General features: G+C 40.3%; 17 protein-coding genes. 5 read left to right on the top strand and 12 right to left on the bottom strand.

The genetic code is table 11. The annotated features are described in order from the left end of the window. Positions 1–102: 102 nt before the first annotated feature. The 4 genes from J2R98_RS00180 to J2R98_RS00165 form a co-directional block, all read right to left on the bottom strand. Positions 103–1,326 carry a surface carbohydrate biosynthesis protein gene (locus J2R98_RS00180; RefSeq protein ID WP_307064922.1) on the bottom strand — a complete coding sequence of 408 codons (1,224 nt, stop codon included), beginning with the start codon at positions 1,324–1,326 and terminating at the stop codon, positions 103–105. Between the two features lie 291 nt (positions 1,327–1,617). Then, a complete protein-coding gene (locus tag J2R98_RS00175; RefSeq protein ID WP_307064920.1) occupies positions 1,618–2,526 on the bottom strand; it encodes a metal ABC transporter solute-binding protein, Zn/Mn family in 909 nt (302 codons plus the stop codon). 32 nt (positions 2,527–2,558) lie between these two features. Next, the gene (locus tag J2R98_RS00170) at positions 2,559–3,425 is read right to left on the bottom strand and encodes a metal ABC transporter permease (RefSeq protein ID WP_307064918.1); all 867 of its coding nucleotides are present in this window, start codon (positions 3,423–3,425) and stop codon (positions 2,559–2,561) included. Continuing rightward, positions 3,425–4,186, bottom strand: a complete 762-nt coding sequence (locus tag J2R98_RS00165; protein ID WP_307064916.1) for a metal ABC transporter ATP-binding protein — start codon at positions 4,184–4,186, stop codon at positions 3,425–3,427. Before J2R98_RS00165 ends, J2R98_RS00170 begins: the two co-directional genes overlap by 1 nt. 308 nt (positions 4,187–4,494) lie before the next feature. Here J2R98_RS00165 and J2R98_RS00160 point away from each other — a divergent pair, with 308 nt between their 5' ends. Together J2R98_RS00160 and J2R98_RS00155 are read left to right on the top strand one after the other, a co-directional pair. Beyond that, a complete protein-coding gene (locus tag J2R98_RS00160) occupies positions 4,495–4,905 on the top strand; it encodes a hypothetical protein (RefSeq protein WP_307064914.1) in 411 nt (136 codons plus the stop codon). Positions 4,906–4,926: 21 nt separating this feature from the next. Next, entirely contained in the window at positions 4,927–5,331 is a 405-nt protein-coding gene (locus J2R98_RS00155) for a hypothetical protein (protein ID WP_307064912.1), read from the top strand. 76 nt (positions 5,332–5,407) lie between these two features. On the opposite strand, the gene J2R98_RS00150 is transcribed toward J2R98_RS00155, so the two are convergent. Next, positions 5,408–6,499: an NAD(P)/FAD-dependent oxidoreductase gene (locus J2R98_RS00150; protein ID WP_307064911.1), complete on the bottom strand. Its 1,092-nt coding sequence runs from the start codon at positions 6,497–6,499 to the stop codon at positions 5,408–5,410. Between the two features lie 115 nt (positions 6,500–6,614). Here J2R98_RS00150 and J2R98_RS00145 point away from each other — a divergent pair, with 115 nt between their 5' ends. Beyond that, positions 6,615–7,841, top strand: a complete 1,227-nt coding sequence (locus tag J2R98_RS00145; RefSeq protein ID WP_307064909.1) for an MFS transporter — start codon at positions 6,615–6,617, stop codon at positions 7,839–7,841. 70 nt (positions 7,842–7,911) lie between these two features. Then, positions 7,912–9,222, top strand: coding sequence for a C40 family peptidase (locus tag J2R98_RS00140; RefSeq protein WP_307064907.1), 1,311 nt, complete (start codon positions 7,912–7,914; stop codon positions 9,220–9,222). Here J2R98_RS00140 and J2R98_RS00135 read toward each other — a convergent pair. Together J2R98_RS00135 and J2R98_RS00130 are read right to left on the bottom strand one after the other, a co-directional pair. Beyond that, positions 9,216–9,566 (bottom strand): hypothetical protein, encoded by a 351-nt coding sequence (locus J2R98_RS00135; RefSeq protein WP_307064905.1) that lies wholly within the window; start codon positions 9,564–9,566, stop codon positions 9,216–9,218. The genes J2R98_RS00140 and J2R98_RS00135 overlap by 7 nt on opposite strands. Positions 9,567–9,742: 176 nt before the next feature. Next, entirely contained in the window at positions 9,743–10,684 is a 942-nt protein-coding gene (locus tag J2R98_RS00130; RefSeq protein ID WP_307064903.1) for a peptidoglycan recognition protein family protein, read from the bottom strand. A 370-nt stretch (positions 10,685–11,054) separates the two neighbouring features. Between J2R98_RS00130 and J2R98_RS00125 the strand changes: the two genes are divergently transcribed. After that, positions 11,055–11,561, top strand: coding sequence for an NUDIX hydrolase (locus tag J2R98_RS00125; protein ID WP_307064901.1), 507 nt, complete (start codon positions 11,055–11,057; stop codon positions 11,559–11,561). 215 nt (positions 11,562–11,776) lie between these two features. On the opposite strand, the gene J2R98_RS00120 is transcribed toward J2R98_RS00125, so the two are convergent. The 5 genes from J2R98_RS00120 to J2R98_RS00100 all read right to left on the bottom strand — a co-directional run bounded on the left by J2R98_RS00120 (position 11,777) and on the right by J2R98_RS00100 (position 16,805). Then, positions 11,777–13,318 carry a flotillin family protein gene (locus tag J2R98_RS00120; RefSeq protein ID WP_307064900.1) on the bottom strand — a complete coding sequence of 514 codons (1,542 nt, stop codon included), beginning with the start codon at positions 13,316–13,318 and terminating at the stop codon, positions 11,777–11,779. A 115-nt stretch (positions 13,319–13,433) separates the two neighbouring features. After that, entirely contained in the window at positions 13,434–13,787 is a 354-nt protein-coding gene (locus J2R98_RS00115) for a hypothetical protein (protein WP_307064897.1), read from the bottom strand. Positions 13,788–13,902: 115 nt separating this feature from the next. Next, positions 13,903–14,568, bottom strand: coding sequence for a hypothetical protein (locus tag J2R98_RS00110; protein ID WP_307064895.1), 666 nt, complete (start codon positions 14,566–14,568; stop codon positions 13,903–13,905). A 93-nt stretch (positions 14,569–14,661) separates the two neighbouring features. Beyond that, positions 14,662–15,645 (bottom strand): ring-cleaving dioxygenase, encoded by a 984-nt coding sequence (locus tag J2R98_RS00105; protein WP_307064893.1) that lies wholly within the window; start codon positions 15,643–15,645, stop codon positions 14,662–14,664. Between the two features lie 167 nt (positions 15,646–15,812). Next, positions 15,813–16,805, bottom strand: coding sequence for an ABC transporter substrate-binding protein (locus J2R98_RS00100; protein WP_307064891.1), 993 nt, complete (start codon positions 16,803–16,805; stop codon positions 15,813–15,815). Between the last annotated feature and the right edge of the window lie 40 nt (positions 16,806–16,845).

Genomic DNA, 16,845 nt, shown 5'->3' with positions numbered 1-16,845 from the left:
ATATATCACATTCTTATTCTTAATTAGTAGATTTGGTATGGACATGAGCAGATGATATGTAGAAATCAATAAAACGCACAGGGGATGGTGTCCTGTGCGTCGTTATCTGAGCGTAATTTCATAAACATCCTGCCCGAGTGGTTTGATTTGAAAGGATGAACTCTTCTTTTCTATTTGATTGATCTTTTTAAAGAATTGCTTTAGGTCTTCTTCAGAAAGGCGGGAGAATCGGTACTTTGCTTTTTTACTTTTTTTAATCTGTAAGGTATTTGAGGAAGATGATTGTTTTGGTTGCACATTGAGTTGTTTTAGCGCATTAATAATCTTTTCGTATGCTTGACCTGCAGACCAACTGGCAACGTAATGGTCTAAAATATTGTGCTGCTTTCGTGTTGGATGAATGGTTTCAATGTTTTGGATTGCGTCTAACACACTGTCAATAGTCGTTGCTTTTTCACTAAACTGATTCGGTAAAAAAACATCGTAACGATCGTCTTCAATTGGCATGTAAGTAATCGACGGCTTATTTAACAAAAAGGCTTCAAGCCCTGTCGTACAGCCGTTATGAATAATGACTTGTGATGCTAAAATCCAGTCAATGACGTTGCCGAACGGGGCGATGACAATATTGTCATATGATTCAAAGCGTTTTTGATAAGTGTGGAGATTTTCTGATGGATGCGGACGAATGATGATCGTTTGGTACGGTATTTCTCGAGCGATTGCTTCAGTTAGTTTTATGAAGTGTTGAAACAACTGCTTCATATAGTCGTATTGCTCATGTTCATTTTGATTGTTTTTTTTCTTAGGGTTATAAATCGAAAATCGTGTGTTTAATAAGATAAAAGAGCCGTAGCTAGTTTGAATGCTTTTTACTCGTTGTTTGTATAGAGGACGGAATTTTTCTTTTAATAAGTCGAATCGAGGGTTCCCGGTTAAGATGAGTTCTTGATTTGGTATATGGCTTTCGATTAATTCTTTTTGATCTGTGCCCCAACAATAAATTTGGTCGAACTGTTTCGTACTGCTTTTGTTCATGCGGTCTTCTAAGTAATGATTTCGATCTGACATGATTAATCCTTCTTCATCAAGCTCAATTAAGCGGTGTCCTTTTGCCTTCATTTTCTTCACAACACGCGAACGATAGCGGTCAGGATAACCTTTAGCAAAAAAGATGCCTTGTGGCAATTCAAGTGCAGCTCGTTCTACTGCCGTTTGCTCACCAATCACAACTCGAAAACCTTCTTGCGCTGCATAATACGCGAGCAACATCTTCGCATCTAACTCACGCACTTTCACCTCTACTGGTAAAAATAAATACGTCATCAAATCGCCGCCTTCTTCCGTTTTGTATAATATATGAAAGATTTCAGATGAGAGTGTGAGCGGTTGGAATACATTTACAGGAAGGTTTGGTATTGGTGTTGTGGAGATCGAAACGAAAAGGTCGAGCAAACAAGGTAATTTCGTAATTTTAAGTCGTTTTGTTCGGCAGTTATAGGTGCGCGTCCGACATTAAGCACGCTCCGTCCGACAATTATGCCTCCGTGTCCGACATTAACTCCCAATCAAAATGAAAAACCCCCTAAGTTCATCACTTAGAGGGCTTAGAAAACTTTATTCACTTAATGCGCTTGTGATCGCTTCAACGTTGTGTTCCATCATACCGATGTAGCTGCTAGCATCGCCTTCTTCAGCAACGGCGTCCGTATAGACTGTCATGTCGTAAATCGGAACACCTGAATTGGATGATACTGTTTCCATATGAACTGGATTAATCGTTGATTCTAAAAAGACATATGGGATGTCGTGGTCTCCTAGAAGGTCAACAACACGTGCGATTTGTTGTGGTGTTCCTTCTTCGTGAGCGTTTAACTCCCAAACACCTTCAGTTTCAAATCCGTAAGCTGCTCCGAAGTAAATGAACGCATCTTCACTTAAAACGATTAAACGATTTTCTTCAGGTACTTGCTCAACCTTTTCTTGAATCATTTCATCTAATTCAGCTAATTCCTGCTTATAAGTTTCTGCGTTTTCTCGATAAAGGTCTTCACCGTCTGGGTCAATTTCGATAAGTTTCTCTAAAATGTTATCGACAAATACGTTTACATTATTCGGGTCTAACCAAGTATGTGGGTCATCTGTTTCCCCGTCCGAAAGTTTAATTGGCTCAATTCCTGCAGATACTTCTACAGCTGGGGTATCTGTTACGTTATCCATCAATGATTCTAACCACTCTTCAAGACCTAAGCCATTGACGAAGAACACATCAGAATCTGTAACTTTTTGAAAATCACTTGGAACAGGCTCATGCTCGTGAGGTTCTTCACCAATTGGTACAACGTAATCCACATTAGCACGCTCACCTGCGACTTGTTCTACAACATCTGCAATTACTGAGAAGCTTGCTGTAATTTGAAGCTCTTCTGACTCACTCGTTTCATCTTCCCCAGTATTACAACCAACTAATAAAATACTTGCTAAAGTGATGATACTGATCATGCTGAAAAATTTCTTTTTAAACATTCTCCCTCTTCCTCCTGGTTCCTTTATATATTTTAAGCTTTGCTTGTCGTCATACGTCTAAACCAACGGACAAATACACCTTGTTTCGGTGAGAATAAAAAGGCTAACGTAAATAACAATGTTGCCACAATCACGATTGATGCACCTGTTGCCACGTCATAAATGTATGAATAATAAACACCGACAACAGCTGAGGTCACGCCGAACACCGCTGATAACGTCAGCATAACCGGCAAACGATCTGTTAATAAATAAGCTGTTGCCCCTGGCGTAATGAGCATTGCAACGACTAAAATAATCCCTACTGTGTTCAGTGATGCCACTGTAACGAGTGACAAAATGAACATAAGCATATAGTGGATCAATCTTGTTGGCAAGCCAATCGCTTTAGCCATCGTTGGATCAAACGTACTTAAAAGCAGCTGCTTGTAGAAAACAAAAATTAGTATTAAAACACCTATAGTAATACCTAACGTCATCCATAAATCTGAACGTGATACTGCTAAGACATTTCCGAATAAAATGTGCCAAACGTCAACACTTGTGCTTCCAATTGTCGTCACTAGCACAATACCGAAAGCAAACGTACCCGTCAGTAAAATACCAATTGCTGAATCATCTTTAATACGGCTGTTTTGTGAAATATAGCCAATACCAAGTGCCGTTAAAACACCCGTAATGACAGCACCGATGAAAAAGCTTGCGCCTAACATGTAAGCAATCACAACACCTGGTAACACTGCATGCGAAATCGCTTCTCCCATCAGTGCCATCCCGCGTAATATGATAAAACAGCCAACAACACCACAAACAATACCGACTAAAACACCTGCGATTAGCGCATTTTGTAAAAATGGATACGTCATAACCGCGTCAATAAAATAACCTATGCCTTCCATTACTTCACCACCACCATTTGGCCATCACCGTCTTCACTGTGAAGCGTTGCTATATTACCGTTGTATGCTTCACTAATGAGCTGTGGTTTGAAAACATCTTCTTGCGCTCCAAATCCAACTAAACGTTGGTTTAATAACATTAAGCTATCAAAATACTCTTCAACTTTACTTAAATCATGATGTACGACAAAAAGTGTTTTACCTTGGTTACGAATTTTTCTTAGTAAATTAATAATGATTTGTTCTGAAGATAAGTCAATACCAGCAAACGGTTCATCTAAAAACAAAAGATCTGATTCTTGCACTAACGCTCGCGCAATGAAAACACGTTGCTGTTGACCACCTGATAATTCACCTATTTGTCGTCTGCGGAAATCTTCCATTCCGACTTGTTCTAAACATTCTAAAGCTTTGTCACGATCTTTTTTACTCGGTCTTTGCCACCATTTCAAGTGTGGATAACGACCCATCACAACGACATCTTCAACTAATACCGGAAAATCAAAGTCAATCATGCTTCGCTGCGGCACGTATGCGATTTTTTGACGCATTCTCGAAACTGATTGATCAAAAACTTTTATATCTCCTTGATTTTTCGGAACCATTCCCATAATAGCTTTAATTAACGTTGATTTCCCTGCACCATTCGGACCGATAATCCCGATGAGCTCTTGTGTAGGTGCTTCAAACGTAATATTATCTAAAGCCATTTCGCCGTGATAAGAGACCGATAAATGATCGACTTTTACAGATGAAGTCAATTGTAAGCCTCCTTTTATTACCTCGTAAACAGCTAAAAGTTGCTTGTTTCGTAGGCCATTTCAACATTTATACATACATATTTATTGCAGTTTTACGTATAGTGTTCCAATTTTTCTTAAGGACAATCATTTGTACTCGCTCACATTTTTTTACCTAGGGCAAATCTCTATTATATTATAATGCTTTAACTTGAAAAATGTCTACAATTTTACGTTATTTTTTTAAATTATTTTGTGACACGAATTTTATTGTAGGCGACAGGTTTTGACAAACTACCTATGATAAACTTTGTTTAAGGGGGATTCGTATGGCGTTTTTAAATCGCTTTGTTACTGCAATATTATCTGCATTTATTTTTTCATTTATTTTGGCTCTTATGTTAATTGATGTGGGTGGCTTTTGGATTAGCTTTACAATTGTGATGGCCTATTCGCTTGGTATTTTTCTAATTGCAGGAATTTCGTTTTCCTATGTTGGCGATTACGTCATTCGAAAAATTGGCGTGAGTCATATGTGGCTAAGTTATTTAACCGGGGTAATTGTTTACGTCATCGGAGGAATCATTGGGAATATCTTTTTCTTCATTGGCTTGTATCATGAAGGTTTTGCTGGCTACACGATCCCAATGATGATCAATGGTATATTAGGCGCGCTCTTGTTTTATCACTTGAGATATGTCGTGCGATTTTCGTTTCAGCGATTTGTAATTAAGGAATAGGACTACAAGAGGGGGATGTTTATGAGTTTATTTACGCGCTTTGTGACAGCCCTATTGTCTGCGTTAGTATTTTCGATTATATTATCATTTAGCCTTTTCAGCTTGAGTGAGTTTTGGCCTAGTTTATTTATGTTGATGATGTATTCGACTTTACTTTTCATAAGAGTCGGTGTTGGTTTTTCTTACTTAGGTGATTACGTCTTGAACAAACTTTCGATCAAACAACAGTGGCTTTACTACATAATTGGAATCCTCGTTTACGCTGTTGGTGGTGTTTTAGCTAATATTTACTTCTTAACGTCGACTTTTACTTATGGGTATTCTGCTGATACTAAAGCTTTATTGTACTTCGGTATTTTTGCAGCTTTGCTATTTTACCATGTAAAATATGTGGTTCATTTTTCGTTTCAAAAATTAGAAGTGTAAAAGCACAACTTCTGGAATGGAGGTTGTGCTTATTTTTTGACCAATAATTGAACGTGGTAATGAATATTAGCTGCGATTAAACTTTATAAAGATCTGGATTTAACGTTAAGCTCTCTCCTATTAGTTGTTTAGCAATTTCTGAACCTAAAAATGGGCCGCTCGTAATGCCTGAAGCACCGAGGCCATTGGCGACATATATGTGTGGTTGGTCTGGTAAGAAGCCAAATACAGGCTGGTTTTGACTGACTTGTGGCCTAAAGCCAACTCGCGTTTCGATCATATCCGCAGGTTCTAAGCCAGGGGCAAATTTAAAAGCGATTTTTAAAATGTCAAAAGCGCTCTTCGCTTTTATATTCGGATTAAAATCATCATTTGCTTCGTGTTCTGCACCGACAGCGATACGACCGCCATCAAAACCAACGATATATTTATTGTTCGGTAGCATGACAACTGGCCATTTTCCAGTCTGTTCTTCTGGCATGCTTAAATAAATGATTTGTGTTTTGGTTGAGGTGACAGGAAACTCGACACCACATGTTTGTAATAGTTGCTGTGCCCACGCGCCATTTGTCACGATAATTTGTTCAGGGTGAAACGTTTCGCCACTCACGGCTACACGCTTTCCATCCGCATTAAGCTGTGCATAACCTTTAATCACTTTAGCACCAAAATGTTGTGCACCTTGCAAGAGTGCTTGACGAAGGACTGCACCATTAACGCGTCCACCGCCACCAATTTTAACCGCACCCATTCTGTCAGACATAACAGGAACAGCTTGAGGCACTTGTTCATCAGTTAGTTGTGTGACTTCTCCAATCTCAGGTGCTTCTTCACGTCTTGCCTCGACGTCTTCAACCATTTTAGCTAATTTGTCATCACTTTTATGTAAATGTAGTGAGCCGACTTGGGCGTAGCTTGTCTCAGTAATGCCGATTTCTTTTAGTTGGTTCATGATCTTAGAATAATAAGCTGCACCATATTTAATGATATCATACAATGTTTCATTTCGTTTTTGCGAAAGCCATGGACTTATAATGCCCGCTGCTGCGCGAGTTGCTTCGCCATTATTTTCGTGATCAACTAACGTCACATCACGTCCTGCTTTTGCTAAATGATAAGCTGTTGATGCGCCAAGAATTCCTGCTCCAATTATGAGGTATTGTGTCAAAATGATTCTCCTTTAATTTCATGCTCACCCTTTTAGTGTAGCAGTTCCACCCCACTTCGAGAAGTGATTATGTTAAGATGAAACTATTCGAAACAGTCTAGAAAGGAACTTCAATATGAGTGAGATTCAAGATTACGGACGGCTTCGTGACAATAAGCCGTTTATTTTTGTTTGGTTGGCAGGGCTTTGTGCGATGCTTGGCTTTGCGATGCTATTTTTAACAACATCGTGGTATGTCATTGATGAATTACAACGACCAGCACTTGTCGGTCTCGTGCTAGTCATGATTACTGTCCCACGGGTTATTATGATGATTTTCGGTGGTGTAGTTGCCGATCGAATAAAAAAATCAAAAATTATGTTCACAACTAATTTACTGCAAACGCTACTCATTTCGACGATGGCTTATTTAGTCACCCAAGATCAATTAGGTGTAGCAGCGTTAGTTTTGATTACATTTTTATTCGGCTTTTTTGATGCCTTTTTCTACCCGGCTGTAACAGCGCTAATTCCTATTTTAGTCGGGCGTGAAAATATTCAAAGGGCAAACTCGCTTTTCCACGGCACAATTGAACTTATGTTTATGTTTGGGCCGGTTATTGCAGGGGTTTTGCTTACTGTATCAACCTTTGGTACGACGATGACTGTTGCCGCGATTTTTGTTTCGTTATCAGTCATTTTCGTTCATCCAAAATTAATTCAAGACGACAAGCCAAAGCAAGAGGCAGAGTTCAGCAAAATTAAAGATGACTTCGTATTAGGAATGCGTTACATAAGACAATCACCAATTATTTCTTCAGGTATTATAACAATTAGTTTGGTTAACTTATTTGTGATCGGTCCTATTATTATTAGCTTTCCGTTGATTGTTGATGCATTAGATGGAACAGCTTTTCATTTAAGTTTATTAGAAGTTGGTTTATCAGTCGGGACTTTTACTGGTAGCATTATTGTCTATAAAATTTCGGCTAATAAACGGCGCGGCCGAATTATTGTGTTGACACTAATTGCAACGATGGTTGGCTTTTTCATTTTTAGTCGGATGGAGTTGCTACCTACGTTAATGATATTGGCTGCAGTTGTTGGCTTTGCGGCGATGATCGTCTACTTACAAATGCTAACGGTCATTCAAGAACATACGCCACATGATCGTCAAGGTCGTGTCATGAGTATTGCCACTGTTGCATCAGAAGGTTTTGCACCGGTTGCATTTGCGGTAGTGTCTTTATTTGTCGGTATTGGATTAACGATTCATAACGTTTTAGCTTGGACTGCGGCAATTGGTTTAATATGTAGTATTTGGCTAGCGTTCAAAGCAAAGGCTCTCATGCAAGCTGAATAATACACGCCAGTTTTTACAGAACATAGACCTCCTCATTCGGCAGAAACTAAGTGATGAGGAGGTCAGCTTTATGGATTACATGAAAGGCTATCGCCTTGAGCCGAATGAAACTGGCTTTACGATTATTTTTTATCTGGATGAGCATTACAGTGAATTTTCTGATGAACTTGATGCGATTAGACTCCCATCAAAGAGAAAGTATAAAAACTTTAAACAATATGTCATCAAGAACTTTTCACATTTAAATGTAACGAAAGTAAAAGTGATGCTTGGGCCTGCTCTGGTCATGTCCTTTGCATTAGGAGCTGATTACGGCTCAGCAGAAGCTACCTCTCAACAACAAGCTGCTCACAGTCATTTTCATGAAGTCGAAAGTGGCGATTCACTATATTTGATTGCGCAACAATATGGCACGACAGTTGAGGCCATTAAGCAATTAAACGGCTTAAGTGGAAATACCATTTGGATCGGACAACGTTTAGAGGTTCCACATCAATCAAATGATTACAAAGTTAAATCAGGCGATTCGCTTTATTTAATCGCTAGTCAGTTTGATACGACAGTTGATTCGATTAAACAAGCAAATGGCTTAACGACTGATATTATATATGCTGGGCAAATGTTGACGATTCCAACTGGAACGAGTGCGTCAGGAACCTATACCGTTCAAAGTGGTGATTCGTTATACACCATTGCATTAAAACATGGTGTATCAGTTGATGCGTTAAGAAGCGCTAACCATTTAAAAAGCGATGTCATTTATTCTGGACAGACATTAACGATTCCAGACAGTACTCCTGCGGAAGGTCCTCTTTCCGTTGGCGATGAAAATTCAGCCGTTGAAAATTTACAACAAAACTTAATTTCATTAGGGTATTTTAACCAAGATCCAACAGCTTATTATGGCTCAATCACATCTCAATCAGTACGAGATTTCCAGCGGGATTACAGCCTGAACGTATCAGGTACAGCCGACCAAACAACACTCCACGAAGTCGACCGCGCTTTGACGAAACAAGAGCTAGTAAATGACTTAGACACATACACTGGTGTGCCTTACGTATGGGGTGGCGATTCGCCGGAAGTTGGTTTTGACTGTTCAGGTTTCGTGTACTATATGTTTAAAAAGCATGGTGTAGACACGACACGTACGACATCGGCTAAATTATTTAATCAAGGCGAACCCATTAGTCGAAGTGATTTACAGCCAGGAGATTTAGTTTACTTTGCTGTTAACGATCCGAATAGCATTTCTCATGTTGGCTTTTATACTGGTAATAACAGCTTTATTTCAGCAACATCATCAAGAGGTATTTGGGAATACTCAATGGACAATAGTTATTGGTCTCAGTATTACGTTGGGGCAAATCGGATTTATTGATTTTTGGCGAACGCAGGATTTGGCGTTCGTCTTTTTTGATGGGGGCGGTTTGTTGTCGGACGATGGGGTGGTAGTGTCGGACAAGCGGGCGTAATTGTCAGATGAGCAGGCATTAGTGCCGGACAAACCTCCATAATTGTTGGACAAGCGGGCATTAATGTCGGACGAACGGCCATAATTGTCGGACGAGTGGGCATTAATGTTGGACAACCGGCCATAATTGTCGGACGAGTGGGCATTAATGTCGGACAACTGGCCATAATTGTCGGACGAGCGGGCATTAATGTCGGACACACCTCCATAATTGTCGGACGAGTGGGCATTAATGTTGGACAACTGGCCATAATTGTCGGACGAACAGGTATTAGTGTCGGACGAAACGCTCATTATAACGCGAGTCGGATGAATCAGCACACACATAAAAACCCCCTCACTACCGCTCGTGAGGAGGTTACATTGGAATAGGAGATTGCTTTTGCACCACCATATGACTCTTACCGCCTAGAGTCATACCACCAAATTACCCACGCAAAACTTCTTCTAGTTTTGCTTTCGTGTTAGGCCCGTATATTCCGTCAACTTCATGAGGGATATGAACCTTTTGAAAACGCCGCACCGCATCTTCAGTTTTCGGTCCATATATGCCATCAATTGCTCCGGGCCTAAACCTTACGCTGTCCAATGCTTCTTGGATCTGCTTTACTGCTTCGCCACGGCTACCACGCCTGTAAATACCGCTTGGAAGTTCAACACGATCATCATTCTTCGCCGATTCTAACGCCTGACGCGTTTCAGGTCCTACAATACCGTCAACCTGTATGCCCGCTTTTCGTTGGAATGAACGCACAGCCGATTCTGTCTCGTCACCAAAAATTCCATCAGCGCCATACCTCGGCAACCTTTCACCTACTTCAAGTAAATCTTGTTGTAGCTGCTCGACTTCACTGCCAGAATCGCCATTTCTAAGGAGATTGTTATTAGAGCCTGAGGAGTCGGTATCTCCGCTAGATCCTGAACTGCCATTTTCTAATCTCGAACGTACGCGGTCCATATCAACACCAGGACAACCACTTCTCACTCCTGTAAATTCATTGTGTCCTAAAACTTTATCCACCTTTAAACCGAACCGTTTCATGTTATAACGTGCTCGCTCTTCCCACACACGCTCCTGTTCGTTAGTGAAACTGCCGTTACCAACTAGACAAATGTGATATGTCGTTCGATTATGGTTCGCTATTCCATTAACTATGACATCTTCGTCATAGCACAACTGAACAGTACCGTCACGAAGAATAATTTCGTGATAACCACCTGTCTGCCACCCACGACTTTTCCAATGTCTTTCAAATGACCAAACATCGCCACCTTCAGTTGCACTATGATGCCTTGCAATGTGTTTCACCGAATTACGTCTACGATTGCCACCCATTGTTTGACCGCGCAAATCTTCAATGTTTGCCACAATACCCCTCCTTACATTAAAGCCCCCTAAGAGCTGTTTTGCTTTTTATACCCATATCCAAACTTCATAGCTTGATATAATGTATGCTCTCATTACTATTAAATTCAACCAGTCCGAAACCTGTCTCAACTAATGCCACCAAATTTAATAAATGTGCTTTACCCTAATTATTACGACCTTGACTTTCATATTCCCTCCACTGTGAAAATTTTTTGTTAGTAGATCCAATATTATAATCGCAAGAGGACGAAGTGAGGTGTTATACAATTTTCAAATAGTTTAGTGATTTTATAAGGTTTTTGGTTTAAAATGGAAACAGATTACAATTCACAGATGCTATAGCGGATTATGAAAAAGTGGAGGTTATGCGATGATTTCAACTTATGTTAATTGGGGGAATTCACGTGTTAAATTAAGTTGGCAAGCCGGAGACGCACTACCAGATCGCCATTTAATCACAAGTGTACACGGGTTTTGTTTTGATCAGCATGGACAATTACTGATGGTCGATTTAAACGACCGCGGCTGGGACTTTCCAGGAGGGCACACCGAAGAAGACGAAACGCCTTTACAATGTTTTAAACGCGAAGCTTATGAAGAAGGTTATGTAAGTGGAAAGTGTCAGCTGCTTGGCGCCATTGCTGTTGACCACCACGAAAACCCTAACTTCGATCCAAACGGTCCATATCCAATCGTTGGCTATCAAGTCTTTTACCGAATGGATATTGAAAAGATTCACCCTTTTGTAGGAGGATATGAAGCTAGCAGACGAACATTTATTGACCACGACGATGTTCCTGAGTATTATCCAAAATGGCATGAGTTGTATCAGGCTGTAATGGATGAAGCTTTGAAAATTGATAAAAATGAGCGGTGACATGATGACGTCACCGCTTATTTATTCCGTTCATGTCTGTATTCGGTAATTATCCCACCTTGTTCGGTACTTATTGCTGTCTATTCGGTATTAACTGCTCCTTATTCGGTAACTATCCGCTCTATTCGGTATTAACCACACCCTATTCGGTAATTATCCGCTCCATTCGGTATTAACTCCACCCTATTCGGTATTAACCTCACCTTATTCGGTAATTATCCCTTATCATCCGGCCTGTCGTCTTGTTCTTCAACCTCGACTGTCATTTCAGGTTGCTCTTCCTTCTCATCTTTCGTCTCTTCCGCTCGCACGACTGTGTGCGTATTGCCGCGATTCACAAGATCCGTTAAAAGTTGATTCACATCTAATCCCGTCAGCTCTTTTAACGGCTCTTGGATTTGGGTCATCGTGTTTGTTATTGACTGGCCATAAGTTGAAATACCACCTTGGCCACTGCCTCCAGTGTCAATGACTTTAACTGATTCAATATTGGATAACGGCTTAGCGATTTCTTTTGCGTATTCAGGAAGCATTTCGATTAACTTTTCAACGATGACGACCTCACCGTGCTTGGAGATCGCTTCAGCGAGCAACCTCTTCGACTCGGCCTCTGCTTCACCTTTTTTCCGAATAACTTCAGCTTCTGACAAACCAGCTTCACGTTTAATCTTCGCACGGGTTTCACCATCGATTTGTGCTTTCTTCGCTTCGGCTTCAGCTTGTTTTGTCACTTCGTAGTATTCAGCATCGGCCTTCGCTTGACGCACTTTCGCTTCTTCATGTTCCAACTGCACTAGACGCTCGCGCTCCATATGTTGCAAGCGCAAATGTTCTTCTTTCTTTTGCGCATGGACTTTCAATTCTTGTTCTTGAACTTCTTTATCAAGTCGTGCTTTTTCTAATTGGTACGACTGCTCAGACTTTGCACGCGCTCGTTCCGTTTCTTTTTTAATTGATGCGTCATTTAAGTCTTTTTCCTTTTTGGATTCAGCAATTTCAATTTGACGTTCAAACTCCTGCTCTTTTGCTTCTTGATCATTGTTGGCACGGTGAATACGCGTTTCCTTATCAGCATCCGACTCAGCCAACTCAGCTTTTTTACGAATTTGTGCGATACGAGGCTTACCTAAGTTCTCTAAGTAACCATTTTCAGGGTCAGCATCACGCAAGTCTTGTAAACCGAGTGACGTAATCTTGAAACCCATCTCATCTAGCTGACGCTGAGCAACTTTAGTTACTTGTTTATTAAACTCCTCGCGATCTTCATTAATACCTTCGACTGTCATTTTAGATAAAATAGCTCGCAAATTCGCATTCAACACTTCTGATATTTCAGCTTGGATCTCTTTCGGCTTTTTCCCTAAAAATTGCTCCGCGTAAATTGCAATTCCACGTAACGTATCAGCAACTTTCACCATCGCGACAGCATCGGCAATAATTGGCACACCACCATTCGTGTATACGCGAGGTGTAGTAATTTTCAGCTGAAATGCTGTTAAATCAACCGGTGTCGCGGTTTGGTGCATTCTTAATAGATGCCCACCACCACGAATAATCTTCATCGAACGGCCTTCTTCATCGGTGAAAATATTCGTTTCTTTACTCGGGTTACCAAGCCGTGGACCCGCAATAATAAGCGCTTCATTTGACTTTGCTGTCCGGTATCGAAGCTTCATCCACACCCACCATAACAAACCGACGATCGCTGCTATGACTAACAGCGGAATTAAAAACAGTAAAAACCCTACTAACTCCATTGAATCCCTCCACATTTCCAATAAAATACACTCAATTCACTTTATTAGAACGGTGGAAAATTATGCTCGTCAAATTTTGAAGCGCAAAAAAACAACGACCATTTCGGCCGTTGTTTTAGCGCATGCGTACTTTCGCTTTCTCCCACTCTCTTGCAATTGGGTGCGTTAATTCAATGAGCGCATGAAGAGGGAAATATTTAATCGCTTGTCCGTACAACCTTTTGCCACCGAGTAAAAGTCCTGTTGCGAGTGGCTCCACTTTCACTTGCATCCTCGGCCACGTTCTCGAAGCCCATTCACTTACATTAAAAGAACTGGATCTTTCGCCTATGTAAGCGAACACTCGAAACAGAACTGGAACGAGCATCGAAGTTGGCACCATTCTCCGAAAACGACTCCTACCGATCAACGATACAACAAGCCAAACCCCTGCCATGATTAAAATGAGTTTAATTAATGACTGGTTCATTCCATCATCTCCTCGCACCTTTAATTTTCCCTTAATGGTGAGGAGTATGTATTAAAAGTTATTCTAAGATTTGTAGGTGTAATGGCGGCAGTGGCTCCACTTCCTCCAACCACCATCACTTCCTCCTATCATACTGATCCTGAAACGCTTTAGTCGTCGTTAATGAAAACATTAAAACAAGCTCTAAAAAGTTATCGTAAACTCCTGTCTCTACTGGTGGCGGTGCAGCCATCCCTGTTGTCATGAAAAAGACACCTGTGAAATACCAGAACCAGTTTTGTATGCGGCCAACGTAAATAGAAGCGATGAGTAAAGCGATCGTTACGACCACAATCATAATCGGTATACCTGACTCACTACCGACTTTAGTGTATGCTAACACGCCGTTATGCACGTAAGGCTCTAACTCCAGCCCCCATACTTCACTAACCATTTCATAAATAATTAAAAATAACGTCAGCCCTAACACAAACCATGTGACTGACCGCCACTTTACCCACTTCACACCAGCACGCTTCATCGTATCCCACGCGTAAAGTAATAAAAGTGGTGTAATAAATGCGTGTAACCAAAAGCGAATTTCATTATAAAATTCTAACCGTGCACCCTCTCCAAAAAATTTCCCAAACGCTAGCATACCGTTGTCATAAATAAGTGCTAAAAGAACTAAAATGATCACATTAGACACAACAAACCAACCGTTACGATATGCCAAACCAATCGCAACAATGAACAAACATATATGAAAAATCATGATTAAGAAAAATAAAATCATATCCATAAACATTTCCCCTTTTATGACGTCCATTACACTATCATTGTTGCCAACTTTCAAAGAAAAAAGACCAACTCTAAGTGAATTGGTCTTTAAAAGTTATTCGTATTCTTTTTCAAATGTTTTTGTGCTTCGAACGGTATCGATGTGGCGTACTTTTTGTTCAATTTGTTCGCGTTGGTTTTCTAAAAATGGCGGTAAGGCGAGCTTTTCGCCGAGTGTTTCATATGGTTCATCACCCATAAACCCTGGTCCATCAGTAGCTAGCTCGAATAAAATTTGTGGAGCAACGCGTGCGTAAAGTGACTGGAAGTAGAATCGATCGACGACCCCTGAATTCGGCAACTTGATATTCGAATACCAGTCTTCCCAATTCTTCAACTCAGCTTCATCATCAACACGGAACGCTGCGTGGTGAACCGTTCCAAACCCTTGACGCGCTTGTGGTAAAGAAGTGTTATGTTCAATAATGACTTGTGCACCATTTCCACCTTCACCGACTTCAAATAGATAAATTGAATCGTTTTGATCAACTTCATTAAATACGTAAACACGTTCTAAAATCATTTTCATTCGATCAAATTCAGAAACGCGAATGTGTAACGGACCTAATCCAGTAATCGCATACTCTAATGGAATCGGACCATCTTGCCAAGGGACTCCGGATGCGACGCCTTGATCTTGCTCATCAGAAACGAGTTGGTATTGTTGGTCATCAAAATCTACAAACGGCAATACTTTTTTACCGAATAAGTCTTGAATACCTTCATGTTTCACATCTAAGCGATCGAATCGCTTCACCCAATAGTCAAGTGCTGCATCGCTCGGTACGCGAAATCCAGTTCGATAAATTTCATCCGTTCCATGACTACCTTTAGGAATGCCAGGAAAATCAAAAAACGTCATATCTGTTCCTGCACTGCCTTTATCATCAGCGAAAAATAAATGATACGTCTGAATGTCATCTTGGTTAACCGTTTTCTTCACTAAACGCATGCCTAACACATACGTGAAAAATTCATAATTCTTCTCAGCACTGCTCGTAATGGCTGTAATATGATGCAATCCTCTTAAACCTTCCATTTGAAAACCTCCGTCTGCAAAATATCTTGAATTCAAAGTAATTATACCAAATTTATTAAAAAAATGCTTGTAACATGCATACATTTTTATACACGAAAAAACGCTGGCCTACCACTCGACCAGCGTTTTCTATCTATTTACTTAAGGGGGGTAAAGCAAATAGTCAATTATTCACTTAACAGTTTATCTTCTAAATCATCTAACATTAAGTTCGCAGCCTTGACACCACCTGCTGTATTCCAAATCGTGTCGTTCACTTTATAAGCATTACCTTCCTGCACAGCTTCTAAATTGTTCCACAATGCGTCTTCAGTCCATTCACCTTCAACTCCTGAACCTTCTCCATCACCCGTTTCATAGGTGAAGTAGAAAATGACGTCACCTTCCATTTCATCAATACGTTCTTTCGTCACACCTGTCGCCGCAAAATCATCAACGTCTTGTGCTTCTGGGCGCGCCAATCCAATTTCATCTAAAATAATGCCTGGGAATGAATCTTTATAATAAATACGAACGTCACCAGACATAAAACGAACCAAGGAAACTTCAGTATCTAAACGATCATCTAACGATTCACTCAAACGATCTATACGCTCTTGATAATTGTCTAATACCTCTTGACCTTTTTCTTCCTTATTCACTGCTTCTGCGATTAACTCAAAGTTAATTTTCCAGTCGCCACGTAACGTTTCTTCAAATACTGTCGGTGCAATCGCTGATAGTGCTTCGTAATGCTCTTCTTGACGCATTTTATTACCTAAAATTAAATCTGGTTCAAGTTCAGCAATACTTTCTAATGAAATATCGTTTTCTAAGCCAACAACATTCACTTCTTCCAGATCATCTGCAATATGATCATACCAAGGGTCACCTACCCAAGATTGGACAGCACCAGTTGGTGTAATTCCTAATGATAATAACGCTTCTGTTCCGTGGTTTGTTAACACAACTATATTTTCTGGTGTCCCTTCAATCTCTGTTGTACCCATAGCGTGTTCCACTTCGTAAATTTCAGCGCTTTCTTCTGTATCTGTTGTTTCCTCTGTACCTTCATTTGTATCGCCGTTTTCTTCTTCTGGTTCACTGTTTTCTGAACCACAGGCTGCTAAAAATAAGACAAGCCCTAAAATGCTTAAAAATAATAACGTCCTTTTAAACATTATGTATCCTCCTAGTCAGTTTAATTGAAAATGATTATCA

Origin of the sequence: Alkalibacillus filiformis, from assembly GCF_030814115.1 — a bacterium.
Classification (GTDB): Bacteria; Bacillota; Bacilli; order Bacillales; family Alkalibacillaceae; genus Alkalibacillus; species Alkalibacillus filiformis.
This window is presented reverse-complemented; position numbering and strand designations above follow the sequence as displayed.